This is a genomic window from Deferrivibrio essentukiensis (assembly GCF_020480685.1).
Classification (GTDB): Bacteria; Chrysiogenota; Deferribacteres; order Deferribacterales; family Deferrivibrionaceae; genus Deferrivibrio; species Deferrivibrio essentukiensis.
In genome coordinates this window covers 76,783-100,369 of record NZ_JAJAFU010000002.1, presented here as the reverse complement: position 1 = coordinate 100,369, position 23,587 = coordinate 76,783, and the positions used below count along the sequence as shown (strand labels likewise).

Below are 23,587 nucleotides of genomic sequence, written 5' to 3'. Positions count from 1 at the left end.
TCTGCCATGAAAATAATTATAACTGTTATATATTTGTTGATTTTATCCGTTTCCGTTTTTGCTGAAGGGGATAAGATAATTACTCTTGAGTCCCTTGAGGAATCCATCAAGCAGGTGCAGACAAATGCTGACTGGCTTTGGACATTAATCGCAGCCTTTATGGTATTTTTTATGCAGCTTGGTTTTGCTATGGTAGAATCAGGATTTACCAGATCAAAAAACGCTCTTAATATTATAATGAAAAATTTACTGGATTTTGCGGCAGGGTCGATAGGATTTTGGGCGGTTGGTTTTGCCATAATGTTTGGAGCAACATCAACAGGTTTTTTCGGCACTGAAGGATTTTTTCTGTCAAATTGGGATATGCAGGATAATTGGACGTTAGCTTTTTGGATATTTCAGGTAGTATTCTGTGCTACTGCGGCGACAATTGTATCAGGTGCTATAGCTGAAAGGGCAAACTTCAAATTTTACATTCTATTTAGTTTTATTATGTCAATGCTTATATATCCGGTTTTTGGCAGCTGGGCTTGGGGAAGTCTTTTTCACGGAAATGGTTGGCTTGAAAAGCTTGGTTTTATAGACTTTGCAGGCTCCACAGTAGTCCATTCCATAGGTGGTTGGGCATCACTTGCTGCAGCAATAATCATTGGGCCGAGAATTGGAAAATATGGGGATAAAGGCCAGATTAGGGTAATTCCAGGCCATAATATCCCTTTGGCGGCACTTGGTGTTTTTATCTTGTGGTTTGGCTGGTACGGATTTAATGTGGGGAGTGAAACAGCAGCAGACTCTGCTTTACCACTCATTGCAGTGAATACGACACTTGCTCCTGCAGCTGCAGTGTTGTCGGCAATGACTGTGACATACTTTAGGTATAAAAAGTTTGATATCGGTATGTCATTAAACGGTGCATTGGCAGGGCTTGTAGGTATTACTGCAGGATGTGCAAATGTCACACCTTTTTATTCAATTATCATAGGTATAGTGGCAGGTATCCTTGTAGTCTATTCGGTTATATTCTTTGATAAGATTAAGGTAGATGACCCTGTGGGTGCAATTTCGGTGCACGGTGTAAACGGGGCATGGGGCACACTTGCAGCAGGATTATTTAATTACAATTTTGAAACCCATACCCTTGAACCAGTAATTATAAGCCAAATTATTGGTATTTTGGCAGCATTTATTTGGGCATTTGGCTCAACATATGTTGTTGTAAAGATATTAAATATCTTTATAAAATTCAGAGTAACCGAAGAGGAAGAGATTATGGGGCTTGACTTTTTCGAGCATGGCGCTAACGCTTATCCTGAGTTTCAAAAATCTTTAATTAGATAATATTGTAATTACTACCCCTGAATATTTAGCATAAGTAGGTATTCAGGGGTAGTTTTCTTAATTAGTACTAATAAATTGTATATTGATCATCATTCTGTCTTTTATGAAAAAATATAAAAAGCTCAATTTATCTATAAAAATGTCTAACAATAATAATCGAACAAGAGATGGTGGTTAATTTAATCTTTTCAGGAAAGATACCAGCTCCAGATTGGTGTAAAGTATAACTTTATAATAACTTGCAAATTTATATTTCAAAATCTCACTTTTATTTGACACGTTATACTCCTTCTGGTAATATTTAAATGTGCTGTGGAAGTCCGGTGAAAATCCGGCGCTGTCCCCGCAACTGTAAGCTGGACGAAAGCCAATTTGGCCACTTCCGAGTGTCTTAAGATAATTTAGACATGAGGTGGGAAGGTCGGCAAGTAGGATGAAAGCAAGCCAGGATACACAGCTCAAAAATATAATACTACGGAGGATAGTGACATGAGTAGCCTGTCTATTTCTATTATCAAACATTTTTCTTAAGCAAAAACTAATTTAAAAATTATCACTTTAGGAGTCAATTCATGAGTATAAAAGTAATTAAGCGTGACGGTAGGTTTGTATCTTTTGATATTGAGAGGATAGCAAATGCTATATTTAAGGCTGCCAAAGCAGTTGGTGGTGAAGACAGACAGTTAGCTGCCAATCTGACCCAAAAAATTTCGTCTATTATTTTAGATAAATATTCTACTATCGGTTCGGTAACCGTAGAAGATATTCAAGATATTGTTGAAAAAACGCTAATTGAAAACGGACATGCCAAAACTGCAAAGGCTTATATCTTGTATAGAAAACAGAGAGCAGATGCCAGAGAATTAAGGCAGGCTTTTGGTGAAATAGAAAACATCTTAGACGAATATTTAAGTGGCTCAGATTGGCGAATTAAAGAAAACAGCAATACCACATTTTCCCTTCAAGGTTTAAATAATTTTATATCTTCTTCTATTACAGCCAAATATTGGCTCAATAAAATATACACTGAGCAGATAAAAAATGCCCACGTAAACGGAGATATTCATATACACGATTTGGGCTCTTTGTCAGTTTACTGTTGCGGTTGGGATTTAAAAGATTTGCTTTTTAGGGGATTTGGTGGAGTCTATGGAAAGGTAGAAAGTGCACCGCCAAAGCATTTCAGGACGGCGTTAGGACAGATAGTCAATTTTTTCTATACCCTTCAGGGTGAAGCAGCGGGTGCACAGGCATTTGCCAATTTTGATACACTGCTGGCTCCGTTTGTAGCATTTGACAATCTTTCTTACGAAGAGGTAAAACAGGGGATTCAGGAATTCATTTTTAATTTGAATGTCCCCACAAGGGTAGGGTTTCAGACACCTTTTACAAATCTTACTTTTGATTTGACAGTCCCTGATAATTTTAAAAATGAGGCTGTGGTTTATGCAGGGGAAGTTACATCATATCAATATGGAGAGTTTCAGCGTGAGGTTAATTTAATCAACAAAGCATTTATAGAAGTGATGTCAAAGGGGGATGCGAAGGGGAGAATTTTTACATTTCCTATCCCAACATACAATATATCAAAAGAGTTTGATTGGGAAAATTCGGTTGTTACAGATTTGATGCGTATGACAGGCAGATATGGGACACCATATTTTGCAAACTTTGTGAATAGTGATATGTCACCTGAAGATGCAAGGAGTATGTGCTGCAGGCTTAGGCTTGATAATAGAGAGCTTAGAAAAAGAGGCGGGGGGCTTTTTGGTGCAAATCCTCTCACCGGTTCAATAGGAGTTGTAACCATAAATTTATCGAGAATCGGTTATTTGGCGGAAGATGAAAGTGGCTATTTTAAAAGATTATCTCATTTGATGGATATAGCACGACAGTCCCTTTATATTAAAAGAAAGATTTTGGAGCAATACACCGATATGGGGCTTTACCCTTACTCAAAGGTTTATCTTGATAGTATCAAAAATCATACGGGGCAATACTGGAAAAATCATTTCAATACCATCGGTATTATCGGTATGCACGAATCACTATATAATTTCTTAGGGGTAGGAATCGACTGCAAGGAAGGGTTAGAATATGCGGCAAAAGTGTTGAATTTTATGAATGATAATTTAATAAAATTTCAGGAAGAGGATGATATGCTTTACAACCTTGAAGCGACTCCTGCTGAAGGGACGAGCTATAGATTGGCAAAATTGGACAAAAAGTATTATCCAAGAATTTTTACTTCAGGTGATAATAAGCCTTATTATACAAATTCAACTCAACTGCCTGTGGATTCAAGGCTTGATCTGTTTTCTGCTCTTGAACATCAAAACAATTTACAGCCGCTTTATACCGGAGGGACTGTTTTTCATACATTTATTGGTGAATCTGTTGATGATACTGCATCGTTAAAAGAGCTTGTAAAAGAGATAGCTTACAGTTACAAAATCCCTTATTTTACAATTACGCCGACATTTTCTATTTGTCCTATTCATGGTTATCTAAAAGGGGAGCATCATTATTGTCCAATATGTAAAGAGGAAAAAACAAATGAAATTTTATCAGAAATCAGACAACTAAAAGTAGGAGGTAATAAATGAGCAATCAAGAAAAAATTAAAATTTTGGAAGAAGAATTAAAAAATGTAAAAGGGACGAAATGTGAAGTTTACAGCAGGGTGGTAGGATACCATAGGCCTGTTGATAATTGGAATGAGAGTAAGCAGGAAGAATTTAAGGATAGAGAAACGTATAATGTTTCATTTGCCGATAGCAGGATTTGAGCCTTTATCTCTCAATAATTTTACAGGTAGAGCTGCCTGCACCGTATTTACATCAGGATGTAACTTGCGGTGCAGGTATTGCCACAACAGACACTTGGTGCTGGAAACCGAGCCGCTTTTAAGCAGTGATGAGCTAATTGATAAACTTTCAAAAAGTGCAGTAAAGAATATTTCAATAACTGGCGGTGAGCCGCTTATGCACAGAGGTCTTAAAGATTTTCTCATCTTTTTGCGTGAATATGGCTTTACAATAAAGTTAGATACAAATGGGACTTATCCGAAAAGACTGTCTGATATTATTGATGAAGGGCTAATTGATTACATTGCGATAGATATTAAAGGTTTTGATAATGATGACTTTAAATATATCACAAGAAGTGGATTTGATCTTAGGACACTTAAAGAAACAATTGGCCTGGTTAAAAAGTCAAATATAGATTTCGAATTAAGATATACTGTCTGGAAAGTGCCCTCAGAAGAGTCTGTGAGATATTTTTTTGATGAAATGGATTTGGAAAGTTTGGATATAATCTATTTGCAGCGATATACAAATAATTGCTTAGATAAAACATTTATTCCAGAATTAAACGATGAATCTTTAACAAAAACTGAAAAAATACTAAAGAAGTATGTTAGCGCATTCGTTAGGAACTAATTTTACTTTTTGAAAAGTTCCACTTATTTTTCCAAATAAAGTTTAATAGAGTTAACTTTTTGATGTCTTGGTATAAAGTATTTGATATTAGATATCTTTTATATTAAGGTAAATTATAAGATGAAGGTTAAGCTTACCATTCACATACTGATATTAGTGACTGTTATTTTAACTGTTCTGACAACAATCAACTATTATCAAAGCAAGCAAATTTTGTTGTTAGAAGTTATGAATCAGGCAGAAACGATTACTGCAAACTCGAAAAGCTCCATTGAGGAATTTTTAAGATATATCAAAGATATTAGCTACAATATTAGCCGAGATTATTTGGTTGAAAAGTTTTTAGAAGATTACGATGCTAACATTAAAGAAAAGCTTGAGGAAAAGTTTTTGGAAATATATTCTAAACTTCCTGTTATTCAGGCACTACGTATAACAGATTTACAAGGTCAGATTATGGTTTTTGTGAGGGAAGGGGAGGTCTTGTCAAAAGTCAACAATTATAAAGGAATTAGTTTGTCTGAAAAAGACTTTTTCAAAGAAGCGGTTGCAGATAATTCCTCAGAAATAATACTTTCCAATTTTGAAAGGGGTAAGTTACCTGAAACCGTTAATTTTTGTCCTGCTATGGTTAGAGCTGTTGTGCCAATAATGTCTAACAATAACAAAGCTGGATATTTGATTGTTAATTTTTGGGGATTGAAAATAGGCCAGTTTGTTAGTAGATTTAAAAAAGATACCGGCGTGGCTTTTCTGGTTGAAGTAAATAATATGAATAAAGAAAGAAACGGTATATTTTTGTTTCATAGAGATAAAAGTTACGAATTTGCTAATCAGTATAATACAAGTTATTATTTTCAAAATATTTATGGAAAAGAGATGTTTGATAAACTGAAGGATGATTTTGGTATATTTAAGATCAATGAAGATATTTTTGCATTTGCATCAGTTTATCCTTACAAAGACAAGGCACGAAAATGGGTAATATGCAATACTCTCTATTCCAATTATTATTTAAGTGTACTTGAAGTTCTTAAAAAAAACTTACTGTCAATATTTATTGTTTCCGTATTTTTAAGTCTTTTTGTTTCCATATTTTTTACCGAGAGCTTTTTTAAACCATTAAATGAAATAAAGTTGGCACTTAATGCTTATGGGAAAGGAGATTTTAGTTACAAGGTTGATGAAGCAAAAATGGATAATGAACTAAAAGAAATAATGAAAAATATTTATGAAATGGTTAGTGCACTGCAAAAATATATTTTGGAAATAGAGGAAAGACAAAAAAAAATTGAGCTTTTAAATAGATTAAGCTCTATTGGACTTTTGTCTGCAGGTATCAGTCACGAATTAAACACACCTTTAAATTCAATTATTTTGTTGTGCGATATTCTGATAGAAGAAAGTAAAAATGATAAGGTAAACATGAATGATATTACCGATATAAAGAATGAGGCCAAAAGATGCGTGTCTATTATAAGAAATTTAAAATTACTTGATCCTCAAAATAAAGTGCACATAAATGATGTGGTAAATATAAGAGAGGTCATAGAAAGTAATATATTATATTTCAAGAATATTTTTAATAACTTAGTTATAGAATCAAGCTTGGTGGATTGTAATATTTTAGGTAATAGCGTTTTGCTGAGTCAAGTAGTGTTTAATATTTTATTAAATGCAATTGAAGCATGCGATTCTGAATGTAGAATATCTATAAAAGTTTTTGAAAAAGATAATAAGGTCTGTATAATTATAAGGGATAAAGGAAGAGGTATGGACGAGGAAACGATAAACAATATCTTCGTCCCATTTTATACTACAAAAAATCCACAAAAAAGTATGGGTTTGGGGTTGAGTCTTGTACACAAAATTGTATCTGATCATAATGGAAAAATTGAAGTAAAATCCAAAAAGGGTGAATGGACGGAATTTGTTTTGAGGTTTGATAAATATGAAAGTTTTGGTAATTGAAGATAATAAAGTATTAAACAATACGTTAGTAAGGAGTCTTCAGAATAATTATGACGTTTATGGGACTACAGACCCTGAGATGGCATTAAACCATCTGGAAAACGAGTTTGTTGATGTGGTAATATCGGATATAAAGTTGCCTAAAATTAATGGACTTGATTTATTAAAAAAAATAAAAGAGATATCAGGTGATATACATGTAATGTTAATAACCGGATATGGTACCGTTGAGGAAGCAGTTGATGCCATTAAGTCGGGCGCTTATGATTATTTGCTTAAGCCTGTTGATATAGAAGTACTAAAGCTAAAATTATCTCAAATTTCAGAAACAATAAATATAAAAGAACGAATTCTTTTGGAGGCCAATAAAGTAAACATTGTGTATAACTCAAGTGTTATGTCACAACTACTTGCTTTTGCACAGAAAGCAGCCAAAACAGATTCTAATATTTTAATCGAAGGGGAGAGTGGAACAGGGAAAGACCTTGTTGCTAGATTTGTTCATGAAAATAGCTCAAGAAATAATAATTCTATAATTTCGATTAATTGTGCAAATTTTCAGGAAAACATTTTTGAAAGTGAATTGTTTGGTTTTAAAAGAGGAGCGTTTACAGGCGCTGATAGAAATAAGCGAGGTCTTATTTCTGTCGCAAATGGAGGTACATTATTTTTAGATGAAATAAGTGAAATACCTCTTCCTATTCAGTCTAAACTTTTAAGGTTTATTGAAACTAAAACTTTTTACCCTTTGGGTTCGGAGGGTATTGAAAAAAGTGACATAAGGCTGATTACCGCCACTAATAAGGACTTGAACACGTTAGTTAAAAATGGTGGTTTTAGAGATGATTTATATTATAGGATTAGTGTAGTTAAAATAAAAATACCACCTTTAAGAGAGAGAAAAGAGGATATATTGCCACTGGCATATTTCTTTATTAAAAAATTTAAAAGTTTAAACCCAACAATTATAGACATTGAAGAAAAGGCAAGGAGTAAGCTTTTGTCATATGATTATCCGGGTAATGTAAGAGAATTGTCAAATATTATAGAACGGGCAATGATAATCGAAAGTAATGAATGCACTATCACCGGTACTTCAATAATTACAGAAAAAACATTTGGACACGAAGAAAAAGAATTGAGTCTTTCAGATATTGAAAAACGCCACATAATGAATGTACTTAGGAAAAATAATTATGATAAAGTAAAAACTGCTGCTATTTTACAGATTGACAGATCAACACTTTATCGAAAATTAAAAGAATATAATTTACAATAAATAATATTTGTGTTGCATTTTAAAACACATAATTCTCAAAATCCAACATTTTTATAAATTGGCCTGAAGAAATACAACATTTTTTGAACAAGTCTTTTGGCATTTTATTTGCATAAAACGAATAAACTTTTGAAGGAGGAATAGATGAAGAAAACTTTATTTTGTTTAATTTTTATTTTTATTTGTACTATGGCAATGGCGTATGACCCTGATTCCAGCTGTGTCAAATGTCATTCTGACAAGCAAGCTTTGGAAAAATTAGGATATCCTCAAATGTATCTTAACCCGACTGAAGTTGACAAAGAAGTTAACATGGAGGGTGTTCCAACTTGTGTAGATTGTCACCTTGGTAACAATCAAACGATGGATAAGGATGAAGCTCACAAAAATATGCCAAGACCGTTTTATGCAGCAGTTGGTAAAAAACATAAATATGAAGCTGTGAGCAGAGAAGTTACGAACTTTGATCCAATTCAGCCAAAAGGGAATGACAGAACAAAATTGTTGATTAGGAAACCTACTGAAGAGGCTAAAGAAAAATATGGAATTAAAAAGATAATCCAACTTTTTTATCATGATCACGATCCTAAAACCATGGCCTATTCACCCAAAATTGCAAAAGAAACATGCGGAAAATGCCATGAGAATGAATTGGAGGCTTATAATAAGTCTGGAATGGGACTTAACAAGTATCAAAGGGGTTTTACTGATTGGACAGCTAACCCTCCAGGACCTCAAAATTGCGGTGTTTGGTGGGGGGATAACTACAAGAAGATAAAGGATGAGTGTACCAAAGATTTTACAGAGTTAATGAATGCCGGGAAAAACAGAGGTTGTAATAAGTGCCATGCCAGTTGTAACGATTGTCACTATGAAGGATTTAAAAAGTCAAATGCTAGACATTTGTTTGCCAAAAAAGTCGAAAATTTAAGCTGTTATGGAAGTGGAAAAGGGACAATATGCCATGCAGGTCCTATGGATAGGAGAAGGGGCGCTGGTTATATCCGTGAAGAATTTGCATTTCCGTATGATGAGTTGCCAACAGACGTTCACTCTAAAAATGGTATAAATTGTATCGATTGTCACAAAATGAAAAATCACAGCTACGGGCATTTGGCGTCAAATGATGCTAAAGAGTCATGTTCAAGCTGTCATAATGAAGTTGTAGAAGCTATTAAGGCAAGTGATGATCACAAAAATGTCGATTGCACATCTTGCCACATAAAAGAGGTTGGCGCGTACCAGTTTACTTTCTGGGGTCCTGGAATGTCGGAAGGCCAATTTAATTATTTTGCTAAACATAAAGAATATTATGGTACCAGAAGTATGCCAACTTTGATTAAACATCCGACAACTGGGAAGTGGATCCCTGTTAAACCCTACCCTATGGCAGTTATGAACATTAAAGGTGATGTGGAAAAGACAGGTCTAAAACTTAGAGAGATTGAAAAGACCGTCGTAAAAGGTAAAACCGAAATTGGTGAGCCGGAAAACTTTATTATTGAGAGAAAACCCGATGAAGTAAATGATATGTATGTAATAACCGGGATATTTAGAAATTTGAAAAATAATGATAATATGCTTGCCTGGATTCAAATGGACAAAATGTCTCATGCCATAGGAAGTGGTAGGAGTTGTAACAGTTGCCATGCAAGCCACGAACAGATTGCTACCAGTTGGTTTGCTTATGATGTGAAAACTGATGTTAACAAACCTTTTTATGGTTCATATGTTATTAAAGCCGGTAAAGATGGTTTGATATTCAGTGACTTTAACTTTAGTGAAATAATACCAGTAAAAGGAAGAAATGTGGACGATTTTGCACCGTTTGTATACGATAGCAAGGCTTGGAATGTGAAAGGTATAGATTTTTCCATACCATTTGACGACCAAAAGTATGAGAAACAGTTAAATAAATACAATATGTTGTATGCCCAAATACACGATTTGAGATTAAAGTTTAATAAGGATAAAATAAAGTCTGAACAACTGAAAAAAATTAAAGCTATTTTGCCTCATAACCAACAGATAGCAGAAAGGATGCTTGAAAATCTATCTAGAGAGGAATAGTGGCAAAAATAATGGGGGCTTTTGCCCCCTCAACTTTTTACATATATCTGCCAACGGCAAGAGCTATTGCTTTTAACTCTCCCATCATTTTGATAAATTGGTCCGGTTTTAAAGACTGTGCACCATCACTTAGAGCTTTTTCAGGCTCAGGGTGTACCTCTACAATTATACCGTCAGCACCAACTGCAATGGCAGCTCTAGCAAGCGGTGTAACATAATGCCAATGACCAGCTGCGTGGCTTGGGTCAATTATTATTGGTAAGTGCGACCTTTCCTGGACAACAGGCACGCAACTAATATCAAGGGTGTTTCTTGTTGCAGTTTCAAAAGTTCTTATACCTCTCTCACAGAGAATTACATTACTATTTCCTTCTGAAAGGATATATTCTGCTGCCATTAAAAATTCTTCTATGGTTGTGGCCATCCCTCTTTTTAAAAGCACAGGTTTTTTGGTTTTTCCTAAAAGTGATAATAGTGCAAAGTTTTGTATGTTTCTTGCACCTACCTGAAACATATCGGTATATTTGTAGACCACATCCACATCCCTCGGATTGACGACTTCAGTAACAAAAGGAAGCCCTGTTACATCTCTTGCTTTTGCAAGAAGTTTTAGACCTTTTTCCCCTAGCCCTTGAAATGCATAAGGTGAAGTTCTCGGTTTGAATGCACCACCCCTGAGCATTTTTGCCCCGGCAGCTTTAACATATTCGGCTGATTTGATAATCTGCTCTTCACTCTCCACGGAGCAAGGTCCTGCAATAACTGTAATCTCTTCCCCCCCAAACTTTACGCCTGCTACATCAATGACCGATTTTTCTTTTTTTACCTCACGGCTTGCAAGCTTATAAGGTTTTGTGATTGGGAGCACTTTATCAACCCCCGGCATATCACCAATAAGCCCGATATGGTCTTTGTCACTAAGCCCGATAAGCCCTACGACATTTCTCTCTTTTCCAAAGATGATGTGTGGCTTGAACCCAAACTCTTCAGCTTTTGTGCAGACATCTTTTAATTGTTGCTCAGTTGCTCCAATTTCCATTACTACTATCATACAATCCTCCATAACAAAAAAGGCCACAAGCGGTATAACCGCCTGTGGCCTTTATTATTTTAATATTTATAGGCTCACCCTCAGGCGGTATACCTCAACTTATAAAAGTAAAAAAAGAAAAAGTTAAAGAAAAATGAGTCAACAGATTTTTTGAATAGCTCAAAGGTTAAACTTTTCATGGCAAATTTATAATCGTTAAAATTTTTAAAGTCAACTTGTTTTTTTTAGTGAAAGCTGTTAAAAATGCCCTATGGAAAGAGAATATTCAAACTATTTTAATGTATTATCGACAAAGACATTGGTAATATTGAAGCAAATTAAGGATAAAGGTGAACAGTTAACTCCTGCTAATATTAAAAAATATTTGGCCTCTGACTCAGAGATTATCTCCCTTACAAAAGAGCTGAACAAATCTTCTACCAACTTTGTGGAAGATATTAAAAAGGCATTTAATAACAATAGCCACAATATAAAAAAATATCTTGATTTTGAAGATATTGAGCTTATCAGCAAAAAGCTTGAAAAACTAAATAGCTACAATCTCCTTAATGAAATGAGTGAAATTATAGCAATATTAGGGAAATATTACAGTGATTATGAATCTACCCTTGAAAAAATATATTCGTTTATAAAAGAATTTTCTCAAAAGATAACAAATACTCAAAATGTTGTAAAAAATCTTAAAGATGAAAATTTAAACTTTATTGATGAAGACAGTGCAAAAGATGAAAATATCCTTTCAAGTGTTAAAGGTTTGAAGGAAAATATTGAGAAAAATCAATCGATAGATAATTTACAAAAGCAGGTGGCTGAGCTTACAAACTCTCTCACTGAAATTCTTGAACAAAAAATTTATTCAAAGAAAAATTTTAAACGTAATCTCAACAGTACTTTTGGAGAAATTGAGAGCGACTTTATAAGTTATAAAGATAAGTATGAAGAGCTTAAAAAAGAGATTGAAAATTATAGGAAACAATCTGTTACCGATGAGTTGACAGGGCTTTATAGAAAAAACAAGATGCTTGAAATATTAAGTGAGCTTAAGAATGCTGCTATAAAAAAATCTGAAGATTTTTATATATTGATGTCTGACATTGATAAGTTTAAAGATGTTAATGATACCTATGGTCACCTTGCCGGTGATAATGTCCTAAGACATTTTGGGAAGATTTTGAAAAATTTTACCAACAATACTGTTGAAGCCTTTAGGTATGGGGGCGAAGAGTTTCTAATTACTGTCAAGGGAAGTTTTGAAGATGCCTTTTCTGTGGCAAGTCAGGTTAAGCTGAGTATGGAAAACACTAAATTTAAGTTAAATAATGATACAAAAACTATCACCGTAAGTATTGGAATAGCTAAATATAAGCCAAAAGAAGATATTAAACTAACCATTGATAGAGCTGATAAAAATCTCTATATGGCAAAAGCCGGCGGTCGTAACTGCATATTTTTCGAGTCTAAGAGGGTAGGCTAAATTGCACGAAGCAAGCATCGCACAAAGTCTTCTTGATGTAGTCATTGAAACTGCACATAAAAATTCAGTTAAATCTGTTTTATCCGTTGAAGTGAATATCGGCAGGCTAGCTGCCGTGGAAAAAAATTCACTTTTATTTGCATTTGATGCTTTGAAGGAAGGGACGGTTGCCGAAAAGGCAAGTCTAATTATCAATGATATCCCTATTGTGGGCAAATGTAATGCCTGTGGTTTAGAAGATGAATACGACAATTTTGTTTTTAGCTGCCATAATTGCGGTTCATATGATGTGACTATTATTTCCGGTGAGGAATTGAATATAAAAGAGATTGAGGTGGAAGATGAGTAAAAAGATTGAAGTGGAAGATAAAATATTATCAAAAAATGATAAATTGGCAAATGAACTTAGACAATTATTCTTGGACAAGAAGGTATTGGTAATAAACTTTGTATCTTCTCCCGGAAGTGGTAAGACAAGTATATTGGAAAATATTTTACCAAAACTAAGTAAAAAATATAGGTTAGCTGTAATCGAAGGGGATTTAGAAACTGAAAATGATGCTGAGCGTATAAGAAAAGCAGGTATTAAAGCTTATCAGATAACTACTGGCGGGGCTTGTCATTTAGAAGCATTCGGCATTAAAAATGCATTACCTAACTTTGACTTAGATAATCTTGATTTGCTGATAATCGAAAATGTGGGCAATCTTGTGTGTCCTGCATCATTTGATTTAGGCGAAGACTTTAAAATAGTTGTAATAAGCACACCTGAAGGGGATGATAAGCCTGCTAAATATCCTTCGATGATAAGGGCTTCAAGTGCAATAATAGTAAATAAAATAGATTTGGCTGAATATATGGAATTTGATGTGGATAAATGTATCGACTATGCAAAGCGGATAAATCCAAATTTGGTGGAGTTTAGAACATCCTGTAAGACAAAGACTGGCCTTGACGATTTGATAGCTTTTATTGAAACCAAAATTGAAGAGAAACATGCTGGTATTAGGGGTTGATGAGGTTGGCAGAGGTTGCCTGGCCGGGCCTGTAGTAGCTTGTGCATGCGTATTGGATGATAAATTTTTCAATGATGAGATAAAAGATTCAAAAAAGCTGAGTGAAAAGAAGAGGGAAAGTCTTTATAGTTACATTATTAGCAATTGTGTTGACTATTCTTTCGGTGTGATTTGTAATGAAATAATCGATAGCATCAATATTTTAAATGCCACTAAGCAGGCTATGCATATTGCAATTAACGGCATAACGGCTGATTATGACAAAGTAGTTGTAGATGCAGTAAAATTAAATAATATCAAAAAACCTATGGAGCATCCCTTCAAAGCTGAGGATAAGTTTTTGTCAGTTGCTGCAGCCTCAATTTTGGCAAAGGTTTATAGAGATAACCTGATGAAAAAACTGCATATTTATTATCCGGAATATCTTTGGTATAAAAACAAGGGCTACGGCACAAAAGAGCATGTTGATGCTATCAAAAGGTATGGTGTTACACCTATTCACAGAAGGAGCTTTTTAAGTGAAATTATTTAAAGGGAAAAAAGGGGAAGAGCTTGCTCTGAATTTCCTTGAAAATAACGGATATAAGCTAATTGAAAAAAACTTCAAAAGCAAGTTTGGTGAGATTGATTTGATTATGAAAGATGGCGAAGTGATTGTCTTTGTTGAGGTTAAATATAGATTATCAGAAGATTACGGCAGTCCAAAAGATGCTGTAACCTATGAAAAAATGAAAAAAATAATAAAAACAGCCGAGTATTTTATTGTAAAAAATAATTTAAATTCCCTTTACAGGTTTGACGTCGTGTCCATTCTTAAGAACAATATAGAGCATGTAAAAAATGCTTTTACACTGTAAGAATATTTAATTTTTACGCAAAAGGTGAGATAAATTGAAAAATGATGTGATAAAAAAAGTCCAAAATGCCCCAAATCAACCAGGTGTTTATACTTTTATTGATAAAAAAGGTACAATTATTTATGTGGGTAAAGCTGTCTCACTAATAAAAAGATTAAAATCATACTTTGACAGCTCTTTTAAACAGCCGAAAACATTGAAAATGCTTGAGCTTGTTGCTGATTTAAAATATTACGTTACTAATACGGAAACTGAAGCACTCCTTTTGGAAGCAAGCCTCATAAAAATAGAAAAACCAAGATTTAATGTAAAGCTTAAAGATGCAAAAGGTTACCCGTATATTAAAATAACACGTGAATTGTATCCAAAGCTTATTGTGACAAGAAATACTGATGACAAAGAGGCTACTTATTATGGTCCGTATGTAAATGTTAGAGATTTAAGGTATATTGTAAGAGATCTTCATTATATTTTTCCTTTAAGGCGATGTAAAAATTCTAAGTTCAAAGAGGGTAGAGTTTGTATTTACTATCAAATGAAGCAGTGTGAAGGGCCTTGTGAGGGGATAATTACTCAAGAAGAGTATATGAAAATAGTTGAGGATGTAAAACTTTTTTTTAACGGTCATGTTGATGAATTAGAGAACAAATATAACATGCTGATGAAAGATTACGCTGCAAATCTCAAATTTGAAAAGGCGGCTTTGTACAGAGATAGATTAAAATCCTTAAAGAATATCTTTGCCAAGCAGTCCACAGTGGTTAATTTTGCAAAGAATACCGATATTTTTTACTTCAATTATAAAGATATATTCAGTGTAACAAAGATGTTTGTCAGAAATGGCAATATTACCGGGATAGATTCGGAATGTTTTGGAGGGGATGAGCTGTTGTCCTGTTCTGAAATTGTTTTGAATTTTTACAAAAATACAGGACAAATACCTGATAGTATATCACTTCTTGAATATAATGATGACTTTTCGGAGGATATGGTTGCAGAAGCTGTTTCGGAGCTTAAAGGGAAAAAAGTAGAGTTAAGGAAAAAGATACCTGCCGGGATGATTGAAATCTTGAAGAAAAACAGTGAGCTTGCAGTTAAACAATTTTTAGAGAGTGAGCTTGGAATAGATAAAATTAAGTCTGCCTTTAACAAAATTGTTGGAGAAAAAGAGGTTAAAAGTATTGAATGTATTGATATATCGCATATTTATGGAGATTTTACTGTGGGAGCTTCCGTTTGTTTTGATTTTAACGAACAGAGATTTGATAAAAGCAGGTATAGAAGATATAAAATAAGAGGTATAGCCAATAATGACTTTGAAAGTATTTATCAGGTAATAAAAAGAAAAGGGGAAAAGATAGTAGCAGGGGAAGAGGAGAAAAGTGACCTTTATATAATTGATGGGGGGCTTGGGCAACTTAAAGCAGCAACTAAGGGCTTTGAAGAATATAATATCGCCGCATCAGTAGTAGCGATTGCTAAGGGTAGAAGTAAAAGCTTTGATGAAAAAATTGAAAGTGATATTTCTCCTGAATATATTTTTATCCATAATAGAAAAAATCCCCTAAATTTTAAAAAAAATGATCCATTTTTGTTGTTTGTGCAAAAGATTAGGGACGAAGCCCATCGTTTTGTAATAGAGTATGCCAGAAAAAGTGCATTAAATAATATTAAAAAATCAAATTTGACAAACTTTAAGGGTATTGGGGAAAAACGAGCTAAGAAACTTTTAATTGAATACCCTGATATAAAAAATATTTTAAGTGCAGATTTGAAAGAGGTTTCAAAGAAAACAGGGGTGCCTGAAAATATACTTCAAAATTTAATTCAAGAGCTTAAAGGTAATAGGTTTTTATAATTTTTAATTATTACAAATATATGGTCAGGCAATAAAGATATTGACACTATACCTAATGTCATATATATGTTACCGCAATTTATGGAAATTAAGATTGTAATGGCCTCTAAATTGAGTGATAAGGCGGCTCAAAATATGTTCAGAGAATATGCTAAGAGATTGTCAGCATATGTGAAAGTTGATTTTACTGATTTTAAAAGCTCAAATTTCAGCGACCCGGCTGTCGTAAAGCGTGAAGACGGTAAGCGATTAAAAGATGCTTCTAATGGATTTTACAGGATACTTCTTGATGAAACAGGAAAAGTTTTTGACTCTTTCGAGTTTTCAAAATGGCTTAACAATTTGTTAGAAAATAAAAAGAAGCTGGCTTTTTTGATTGGCGGCTCTTTTGGACACGATAATTCCTTGACAGAAAGTTGCGATGAAGTAATTTCATTATCAAAGCTAACGTTGGCACATCAGCTGGCACTTGTAGTGTTAACTGAGCAGATATATAGAGGAATGACGATTAAGTTTGGTCATCCCTATCATAAGTAACAGATAGATCTTAAGACTATTAGGAGGAGCAAATGGATCCTAAAAAAACAGAGATATACCGTGAAAGATTACTAAAAATGAAAAAAGAGCTTTTGGAATCGTTAAAGTCAAGATACGAAGAAGCTATCAGTCTTGGTGAAGACAATGATGGAAAAGACTCGGCTGACGAAGCTTATAATTTATACAATAAAAATTTGATGTTGGGTAGAGTTGAGACAGATGCTCTTAAGTTGAGATTGGTGCAGCAGGCTTTGAAAAGGCTTGAAGAAGGCACTTATGGTGTTTGCATTGAGTGTGGCGAAGATATTGAAGAGAAGAGACTCGAATATGTGCCTTTTGCAAGGTATTGTACCGACTGTAAAAGTGAGCTTGAGAAAAAAGGTGTAATAAGGATGTAATTTTCATGAGAAAAGTTATTTTGTTAATCCTTGACGGTTGGGGTGTCAGAGAGAGCAGCGAGCATAATGCCGTAAAATTATCAAATCCTGTAAATTATAATTTTCTTTTGGAAAATGCTTCCTGGACTATTATGAATGCCAGTGAAGAGTGGGTTGGTTTGCCGAAAGGACAAATGGGCAATTCTGAGGTAGGGCATACAAATATAGGCGCTGGCAGAGTGGTCTATCAGGATTTTTTAAGGATTAACAAAGCTGTTGAAACAGGACAAATATATGAAAATGTTAACATTGTAAGATTTTTTGAAAAACTCAAAAAAAATGGTAAAAGTGCTCATTTTTTAGGTCTATTAAGTGATGGTGGCGTCCATAGCCATATTGACCACCTAAAAGCACTTGTAAAAATGGCAAAAGATTTTGGGGTGGAAAAAAGTTATATTCACCCTTTCATGGATGGCAGGGATACTCCACCTAAAAGTGGTATCAATTATATAAATGAATTACAAGAATATCTTAATGCTATCGGTTACGGTGAGATAGCTACTATATCAGGCAGATACTATGCAATGGACAGAGATAAAAGATGGGACAGGGTTCAAAAGGCTTATAGCTCAATAATAGGGGCTGACAACAAAGTCACGGAATCACCTGCTGAGTATATTTTAAAATCTTATAAAAATGATATTACCGATGAGTTTATTGAGCCTGCTTCAATGGCAAATTTTAAAGGGGTTGAAGGCGGGGACGGAATATTTTTCTTTAATTTTAGGGCTGATAGGGCGAGAGAGCTTACAACTGCTATAACGGATAAAAACTTTAGTGGTTTTTTAAGAGATAAGGCTGTCAACGTTGAATATATCACAATGACAGAGTATGATGAAAAGTTTAATTTTGATATAGCATTCCCCCCTGAGGATTTAATAAATACACTTGGTGAAGTTATTAGTAAAAATGGGCTTACTCAGCTTAGAATTGCAGAGACTGAAAAATATGCTCATGTTACCTTTTTCTTTAACGGTGGGCGTGAAATTGAGTTTGAGAATGAAAAAAGAATATTAATCCCCTCTCCGAAGGACGTTGCCACTTATGATAAAAAACCTGAGATGAGTGTGGACAAAGTGGTTCAAGAGTTTGAAAATATCTATCTAAATGAGAATATTCAATTAGTTGTAATGAATTTTGCCAATCCTGATATGGTTGGCCACACCGGGGTTGAAGAAGCTGCTATAAAAGCTTGTAAAGCAGTAGACAATGCCCTCGGAAAGGTAATAGAAGTTGCGGATAAAACCAATTCTGTTTTAATTGTTACTGCTGACCATGGTAATTGCGAGCAGATGTGGGATTTTGAAAATAATCAGCCGCACACTGCACATACTACAAACCCTGTTCACTTTATCGTCTATAATTACGATTGCAAACTAAAGCAGCACAAAGATGTAAAATTAGCCGACATAGCTCCGACTATTTTGGATATAATGGATATAAGTAAGCCCGAGCAGATGACAGGTGAATCACTCATTATTAAATGAAGTTTTTTACTCCGAATGTGCAGCTTGCGGTTGCAAAATCAAATCTTTTGACTATCTGTGTGATGACTGTTTTAAAAATGAAGTAAGTTTTGTAAGATTTGTATGTAATAATTGTGGTTACCCTCTTGAAGTAGAGGCTTCTTCTTGCAAAAATTGTTTTGTGCCTAAAAATTACAGCAAACTTTATGTGGCGTGTTGGTACGAAAAGTATGTAAGGGAAGCCATAAAAAATATAAAGTTCAAATTTGCTGTTAAAGAGAAATTCTTTATAAAAAATATTTTAGAAAATTATATCAAGAGTAACCGTTTTTATGGTTATGACCTTGTAGTCCCTGTGCCTGTAAGTTTTAGAAGACGATTTATGCGCTTTGTACATTTGTCTGAAATGCTTGCAAAAGATATTGCTTTATTGTCAGGAGCAAAGTATTCAAATATTCTTTACAAACATAGATATACAAAGTTTCAGTGGCAGTATGGGAAAAAAGAAAGAATGAAAAATGTAAAAAATAGCATAAGATGCAAAGTAGACACTTTAGGTTTGAATATTTTGTTGGTGGATGATATAATAACCACAGGCGCAACGGTAAACGAATGTGCCAGGGCTTTAAAAGAGGGCGGCGCTAAAAATATTGACTGCTTTATTCTGGCAAAAGGGCATTTTAGATGAATGTAATTTTTGATTTTTTAAAAGATGTGTCTAAAAAAGTGACCGATATCCCGATAGTGCTTTTTGACTCCGATAATTTTCACACCTTTTTTAATGGAAATAAAGTTGAAGTTCCTATTCCGCAGGCAATTGTTGATGTCATAAGAGAGAATAAAACTTTCAAACTTTTTAAACAAAAGGATGAATATGTCTATATTTTTGTAATTTCCGTCACTTTTGATGGGACAGTGTGCAGACTGATTATTAAAGATAAGAGTGACTATTTCGGAATTTTGCAGATAGTTTCTGCACTAATGGAGTATTCTTACCTTTCAGCCTTTTCTGAAAAAAACCTTGCAAGGGAGGTTGACTTACTTAGAGAAGAGTTGGAGGAGTGTGAAAAGGAGCTTGGCGAGGTTTATGAGAAATATTCTAATCTCGAGGAAGATATTTCTAAAAAGAATTATGAAATAGAGGGGCTTGAGGAGTCTGTCAAAGTTTTGAGAAATAGTAGACAGAAGATGCTTAAGCTTATTGACGGGCTAAATATTCCACTGTTTTCTATAGATTTAAATTATGAGCTTTTGAATGTTAACCGAAGCGTGTCGCACTTTACCGGTGAGAAAGATTTACCAAAGTTTATAGGTAGCAAGTGTTACAGACTTATATTTAAAAACGATGATATTTGTCAGTGGTGTAAAGCAAGTGAAGTTATGGAAACTAAAAAGTCGGTGTGTCAGCATATTACAATTGAAAAAGATGGTAAAAAGTTTGTCTACGAGCATACAATGTATCCGATTTTTGACAATAATGGAGTTGTTATAGAGTTTGGCGAGTATTTAAGCGATATCTCAGAGCAGTATAACTTAATAGAAAACTTAAAAAAATCAAAAGAGCAAATATTTAAGATATCTAAAGAGAAAATAGAAAGTATTAATGAAATAAGCTCTTTAAGGGCTGAGTATGATAAGTTGGTTGCTGCTTATGAAGAGTCTCAGACTAAGGTAAATAAACTTTCACTGGCTTTGCAAAAAGTCCTTGAGCAAAGCACAGTAAATGAAGTTTTAAGGTTAAAGAGTGAGAATAAAGATTTAAGGCTTAAAATCGACCGTCTTGAAAATGCTGTGGAAAATTATAAAAAAGCAAAAAATGACGAGTCTGGGAGATTAGCGGAAGCGATAAAAAAATCTGTATATTCTCTTGATAGATTGATTAATATGGTTGACAAACGCAAAAAAATTGAAGACAAAGATTTGAAAAATATTCATGAATTTGTAGTGAATGAAATAAGTATGTTGAAAAAATTTATAGATATTAAGGAGGATAGTGATGACAACAAGAGTAGCGATTAACGGTTTTGGAAGGATAGGCAGATGTGCATTTAGAGCTGCCATGGTGAGAAATCTTGATATTGAATTTGTAGGGATAAATGACCTTACGGATGCGGCTACTTTGGCTCATCTTTTAAAATATGACTCCGTCCACGGGATTGCCAATTTCGATGTGAAAGCCGAAGAAAAAGCTTTGATAGTAAATGGCAAAAAGATTAACGTCTATTCCTCTAAAGACGCTTCTATTTTGCCTTGGGGCGAATTGGGTGTGGATGTTGTTATCGAGTCTACGGGAGTGTTTAGAAAAAGGGAGCAAGCAGCAGCCCATTTAAAAGCAGGGGCTAAAAAAGTTATCATTTCAGCACCTGCTGATGACCCTGATATAACAGTAGCTCTTGGTGTTAATTTTGATAAATATGACAAAACTAAGCATCATGTTATATCAAATGCATCTTGCACTACAAACTGTCTTGCACCAGTAGCTAAAGTATTAAATGATAAATTTGGGATAATTAACGGTATTATGACTACTGTCCACTCTTACACAAATGACCAGAGAATTTTGGATTTACCTCACAAAGACTTGAGAAGGGCAAGGGCTGCCGCTGTGTCAATGATTCCTACTTCTACCGGTGCAGCAAAAGCGGTAGGTCTTGTATTGCCTGAATTAAAAGGGAAACTTGACGGTATGGCTGTTAGGGTGCCTACTCCAAACGTGTCAATGGTTGATTTGACTTGCAACCTTAATAAGGCGGTAACTGAAGAAGAAGTGAATATGGCTATGAAAGAGGCATCTGAAGGGGATTTGAAAGGGATTCTACAGTATGTTGAAGAGGAGCTTGTGTCTATCGATTTTAATGGTAATCCTCACTCTTCAATATTTGATGCCCCACTTACTAAAGTGATTGGCGGCACTTGCGTTAAGGTTATTAGTTGGTATGACAATGAGTGGGGTTATTCTAACAGAATAGCTGAACTGGCGACAAAAGTTTTATAAAAAATATCCTATAGGCCTGCGGTTAGTTTTTGACTGTAGGCTTTTTCTTTATATTAATTTACGGAGGTTTTATGGTTAAGTCACTACAATCTTGTAATTTTGAGTATAAAAAAGTATTTGTAAGAGTTGACTTTAATGTGCCTATTAAGGATGGTAAAGTTTCGGATGACACTCGTATAAGAGAGGCTCTTAAAACTATTAATTTTATAAAAGAGAAAAAAGGGAAAGTAATCCTTGCCTCCCATCTTGGCAGACCAAAGGGTGAATTTAAAAAGGAATTTTCTCTTCAACCTGTTGCAAGTTATATCAATGAAAATTTCTTTCCGGTAAAGTTTATTGATGACTGTGTCGGTGAAAAGGTTATTAAGGCAGTTGACGAGCTAAAACCCGGGGAAGTGCTACTTCTTGAAAACTTGAGGTTTTATAAAGGCGAGGAGAAAAATGAGGAAGCCTTTGTTGAAGAGCTGGCTAAGTTTACCGAAATATATGTGAATGACGCCTTTGGGACAAGTCATAGAAAACATGCTTCTGTTTACGGATTGCCGTTAAGGGTTAAAGAAAAATATGCCGGTTTTTTAGTTCAAAAAGAGGTTGATTACTTTGAAAAGCTCTTAAAGTCTCCCGAAAAACCTTTTGGTGCCATTTTGGGTGGTGCGAAAGTCAGCGATAAGATTGGTGTCATTGAAAGCCTTATTAATTTGGTTGACAAGATTTTTATCGGCGGGGCAATGGCATATACTTTCTTAGAATATAAAGCTTACAATGTTGGAATTTCGTTGGTTGAAAAAGAGCATATTGCTACTGTAGAGAAAATTTATAAAAAAGCGGAAGAGAAAGGTGTAAAAATATTTACGCCTATTGATCATGTTTGTTCGAAAGAGTTTTGTGGTGAGCCTGTTTATGTAAACGATGTTAATATTCCGGCGGAGCTTATGGGGCTTGATATAGGTGAGAAGACTGTCAATCTGTATAGTCAGGAGCTTAAAGAATGTAAAACAGTGTTATGGAATGGTCCGATGGGTGTTTTTGAAGATAGCAGGTATTCTAAGGGGACATTTGAAATTGCCACACTGTTGGCTGGGCTTGATGCTGTTGTGGTTGTCGGTGGCGGAGACTCTGTGAGTGCTGTTAAAAAAATCGGTGCTGATAGCAAGTTATCGCATGTTTCAACCGGTGGCGGTGCTTCTCTTGAGTATATTGAACTTGGACATTTGCCCGGAATAGATGTGCTGAAGGGGCAAATTTAACAATAATAAAACTTATTTTTAATGTTGACAAAAGCGGGTTATTTTGATACTGTCTGCGCGATAATTATAAATTGTATACAGTATACCGCATTGATAATTTCTTTTAAAGGAGAGGTGTAATGATTAGTATTGATTATACTCTGTTAATCCAAATGATAAACTTTTTAATAATATTTTTTATAGGCAAGAAGCTGATTTATGACCCAATGTTGTCAAATATTGACAGCAGGGATAGTAAGATCAAGAGCCTATTGGAATCAGCTGGCAATTTAAGGGCTGAAGTTGAGAAAAATAAAAAAGAGTACGAAGAGAAGTTACAGCAAGTAAGGGCAGAGGTTGCAGAGTATCAAGGTAAGATTAGACAACAAGCTGTGACTGAGGCATATGAAAAAGTATCTAAAGTTAAGGAAGAGATAGATAAAAAGATAGAAACAGCGAGAAAGGAGCTTGAAATACAGGTTGAGAAAGCAAAAGTCTCACTTGAAACGGAAGCTAACGGGCTTGCGGATGAAATTGTAGCAAAAATTTTGGGCAAAGTGGCTTAGGGG

Annotated in this window: 20 protein-coding genes, 1 pseudogene and 1 riboswitch; of the genes and pseudogenes, 20 read left to right on the top strand and 1 reads right to left on the bottom strand. The window is 34.5% G+C overall.

From position 1 onward, the window contains the following. Window positions 1-6: 6 nt before the first annotated feature. The 6 genes and pseudogenes from LF845_RS01625 to LF845_RS01595 all read left to right on the top strand — a co-directional run bounded on the left by LF845_RS01625 (window position 7) and on the right by LF845_RS01595 (window position 10,101). Window positions 7-1,338 (top strand): ammonium transporter, encoded by a 1,332-nt coding sequence (locus LF845_RS01625; protein ID WP_242819244.1) that lies wholly within the window; start codon window positions 7-9, stop codon window positions 1,336-1,338. Between the two features lie 275 nt (window positions 1,339-1,613). Beyond that, window positions 1,614-1,814, top strand: a riboswitch (cobalamin riboswitch). A gap of 96 nt (window positions 1,815-1,910) precedes the next feature. Then, window positions 1,911-4,126 (top strand): annotated as a pseudogene (locus LF845_RS01620) (ribonucleoside triphosphate reductase). Continuing rightward, on the top strand, window positions 4,098-4,781 hold the full coding sequence (locus LF845_RS01610; protein ID WP_242819241.1) for an anaerobic ribonucleoside-triphosphate reductase activating protein: 684 nt from the start codon (window positions 4,098-4,100) through the stop codon (window positions 4,779-4,781). Before LF845_RS01620 ends, LF845_RS01610 begins: the two are co-directional and overlap by 29 nt. A 120-nt stretch (window positions 4,782-4,901) precedes the next feature. Further along, window positions 4,902-6,752: a sensor histidine kinase gene (locus LF845_RS01605; protein ID WP_242819240.1), complete on the top strand. Its 1,851-nt coding sequence runs from the start codon at window positions 4,902-4,904 to the stop codon at window positions 6,750-6,752. After that, window positions 6,733-8,031, top strand: coding sequence for a sigma-54-dependent transcriptional regulator (locus tag LF845_RS01600; RefSeq protein ID WP_242819239.1), 1,299 nt, complete (start codon window positions 6,733-6,735; stop codon window positions 8,029-8,031). The genes LF845_RS01605 and LF845_RS01600 overlap by 20 nt, the downstream gene beginning before the upstream one ends. 144 nt (window positions 8,032-8,175) lie before the next feature. Continuing rightward, window positions 8,176-10,101, top strand: coding sequence for a cytochrome c3 family protein (locus tag LF845_RS01595; protein WP_242819238.1), 1,926 nt, complete (start codon window positions 8,176-8,178; stop codon window positions 10,099-10,101). Between the two features lie 37 nt (window positions 10,102-10,138). Here LF845_RS01595 and aroF read toward each other — a convergent pair whose 3' ends face one another. Beyond that, complete coding sequence (gene aroF, locus LF845_RS01590; RefSeq protein WP_242819237.1) at window positions 10,139-11,152, bottom strand: 3-deoxy-7-phosphoheptulonate synthase; 1,014 nt, start codon at window positions 11,150-11,152, stop codon at window positions 10,139-10,141. 250 nt (window positions 11,153-11,402) lie between these two features. Between aroF and LF845_RS01585 the strand changes: the two genes are divergently transcribed. The 14 genes from LF845_RS01585 (at window position 11,403) to LF845_RS01520 (ending at window position 23,584) form a co-directional block, all read left to right on the top strand. Beyond that, window positions 11,403-12,626, top strand: coding sequence for a GGDEF domain-containing protein (locus tag LF845_RS01585; protein ID WP_242819236.1), 1,224 nt, complete (start codon window positions 11,403-11,405; stop codon window positions 12,624-12,626). Between the two features lies 1 nt (window position 12,627). Then, window positions 12,628-12,975, top strand: coding sequence for a hydrogenase maturation nickel metallochaperone HypA (gene hypA / locus LF845_RS01580; protein WP_242819235.1), 348 nt, complete (start codon window positions 12,628-12,630; stop codon window positions 12,973-12,975). Beyond that, window positions 12,968-13,642 carry a hydrogenase nickel incorporation protein HypB gene (hypB, locus tag LF845_RS01575; protein ID WP_242819234.1) on the top strand — a complete coding sequence of 225 codons (675 nt, stop codon included), beginning with the start codon at window positions 12,968-12,970 and terminating at the stop codon, window positions 13,640-13,642. The genes hypA and hypB overlap by 8 nt, the downstream gene beginning before the upstream one ends. Next, window positions 13,623-14,174, top strand: a complete 552-nt coding sequence (locus LF845_RS01570) for a ribonuclease HII (protein WP_242819233.1) — start codon at window positions 13,623-13,625, stop codon at window positions 14,172-14,174. The genes hypB and LF845_RS01570 overlap by 20 nt, the downstream gene beginning before the upstream one ends. Then, window positions 14,161-14,499, top strand: a complete 339-nt coding sequence (locus tag LF845_RS01565; protein WP_242819232.1) for a YraN family protein — start codon at window positions 14,161-14,163, stop codon at window positions 14,497-14,499. The genes LF845_RS01570 and LF845_RS01565 overlap by 14 nt, the downstream gene beginning before the upstream one ends. Before the next feature lie 34 nt (window positions 14,500-14,533). Next, a complete protein-coding gene (uvrC, locus tag LF845_RS01560) occupies window positions 14,534-16,357 on the top strand; it encodes an excinuclease ABC subunit UvrC (protein WP_242819231.1) in 1,824 nt (607 codons plus the stop codon). An 81-nt stretch (window positions 16,358-16,438) separates the two neighbouring features. Beyond that, window positions 16,439-16,894, top strand: coding sequence for a 23S rRNA (pseudouridine(1915)-N(3))-methyltransferase RlmH (locus tag LF845_RS01555; RefSeq protein WP_242819230.1), 456 nt, complete (start codon window positions 16,439-16,441; stop codon window positions 16,892-16,894). A gap of 32 nt (window positions 16,895-16,926) precedes the next feature. Beyond that, on the top strand, window positions 16,927-17,292 hold the full coding sequence (locus tag LF845_RS01550; RefSeq protein WP_242819229.1) for a TraR/DksA family transcriptional regulator: 366 nt from the start codon (window positions 16,927-16,929) through the stop codon (window positions 17,290-17,292). 5 nt (window positions 17,293-17,297) lie between these two features. After that, window positions 17,298-18,818 carry a 2,3-bisphosphoglycerate-independent phosphoglycerate mutase gene (gene gpmI, locus LF845_RS01545; RefSeq protein ID WP_242819228.1) on the top strand — a complete coding sequence of 507 codons (1,521 nt, stop codon included), beginning with the start codon at window positions 17,298-17,300 and terminating at the stop codon, window positions 18,816-18,818. Next, a complete protein-coding gene (locus LF845_RS11995; protein WP_242819227.1) occupies window positions 18,796-19,485 on the top strand; it encodes a ComF family protein in 690 nt (229 codons plus the stop codon). Before gpmI ends, LF845_RS11995 begins: the two co-directional genes overlap by 23 nt. Beyond that, window positions 19,482-20,816, top strand: coding sequence for a PAS domain-containing protein (locus LF845_RS01535; RefSeq protein WP_242819226.1), 1,335 nt, complete (start codon window positions 19,482-19,484; stop codon window positions 20,814-20,816). Before LF845_RS11995 ends, LF845_RS01535 begins: the two co-directional genes overlap by 4 nt. Beyond that, the gene (gap, locus tag LF845_RS01530; RefSeq protein ID WP_242819225.1) at window positions 20,794-21,792 is read left to right on the top strand and encodes a type I glyceraldehyde-3-phosphate dehydrogenase; all 999 of its coding nucleotides are present in this window, start codon (window positions 20,794-20,796) and stop codon (window positions 21,790-21,792) included. The genes LF845_RS01535 and gap overlap by 23 nt, the downstream gene beginning before the upstream one ends. Before the next feature lie 71 nt (window positions 21,793-21,863). After that, the gene (locus tag LF845_RS01525; RefSeq protein WP_242819224.1) at window positions 21,864-23,039 is read left to right on the top strand and encodes a phosphoglycerate kinase; all 1,176 of its coding nucleotides are present in this window, start codon (window positions 21,864-21,866) and stop codon (window positions 23,037-23,039) included. 119 nt (window positions 23,040-23,158) lie between these two features. Further along, entirely contained in the window at window positions 23,159-23,584 is a 426-nt protein-coding gene (locus LF845_RS01520; RefSeq protein WP_242819223.1) for an ATP synthase F0 subunit B, read from the top strand. The last annotated feature ends 3 nt before the right edge of the window (window positions 23,585-23,587 follow it).

Excerpts from the sequence above, each read along its gene's own strand:
- hypB (WP_242819234.1), top strand. The coding sequence starts at position 12,968 with ATGAGTAAAAAGATTGAAGTGGAAGATAAAATATTATCAAAAAATGAT.
- LF845_RS01555 (WP_242819230.1), top strand. The coding sequence starts at position 16,439 with ATGGAAATTAAGATTGTAATGGCCTCTAAATTGAGTGATAAGGCGGCT.
- LF845_RS01600 (WP_242819239.1), top strand. The coding sequence starts at position 6,733 with ATGAAAGTTTTGGTAATTGAAGATAATAAAGTATTAAACAATACGTTA.
- LF845_RS01595 (WP_242819238.1), top strand. The coding sequence starts at position 8,176 with ATGAAGAAAACTTTATTTTGTTTAATTTTTATTTTTATTTGTACTATG.
- LF845_RS01585 (WP_242819236.1), top strand. The coding sequence starts at position 11,403 with ATGGAAAGAGAATATTCAAACTATTTTAATGTATTATCGACAAAGACA.
- LF845_RS01605 (WP_242819240.1), top strand. The coding sequence starts at position 4,902 with ATGAAGGTTAAGCTTACCATTCACATACTGATATTAGTGACTGTTATT.
- gap (WP_242819225.1), top strand. The coding sequence starts at position 20,794 with ATGACAACAAGAGTAGCGATTAACGGTTTTGGAAGGATAGGCAGATGT.
- gpmI (WP_242819228.1), top strand. The coding sequence starts at position 17,298 with ATGAGAAAAGTTATTTTGTTAATCCTTGACGGTTGGGGTGTCAGAGAG.
- LF845_RS01535 (WP_242819226.1), top strand. The coding sequence starts at position 19,482 with ATGAATGTAATTTTTGATTTTTTAAAAGATGTGTCTAAAAAAGTGACC.
- LF845_RS01625 (WP_242819244.1), top strand. The coding sequence starts at position 7 with ATGAAAATAATTATAACTGTTATATATTTGTTGATTTTATCCGTTTCC.
- LF845_RS01525 (WP_242819224.1), top strand. The coding sequence starts at position 21,864 with ATGGTTAAGTCACTACAATCTTGTAATTTTGAGTATAAAAAAGTATTT.
- aroF (WP_242819237.1), bottom strand. The coding sequence starts at position 11,152 with ATGATAGTAGTAATGGAAATTGGAGCAACTGAGCAACAATTAAAAGAT.
- LF845_RS01610 (WP_242819241.1), top strand. The coding sequence starts at position 4,098 with ATGTTTCATTTGCCGATAGCAGGATTTGAGCCTTTATCTCTCAATAAT.
- LF845_RS01520 (WP_242819223.1), top strand. The coding sequence starts at position 23,159 with ATGATTAGTATTGATTATACTCTGTTAATCCAAATGATAAACTTTTTA.
- LF845_RS01570 (WP_242819233.1), top strand. The coding sequence starts at position 13,623 with ATGCTGGTATTAGGGGTTGATGAGGTTGGCAGAGGTTGCCTGGCCGGG.
- LF845_RS01550 (WP_242819229.1), top strand. The coding sequence starts at position 16,927 with ATGGATCCTAAAAAAACAGAGATATACCGTGAAAGATTACTAAAAATG.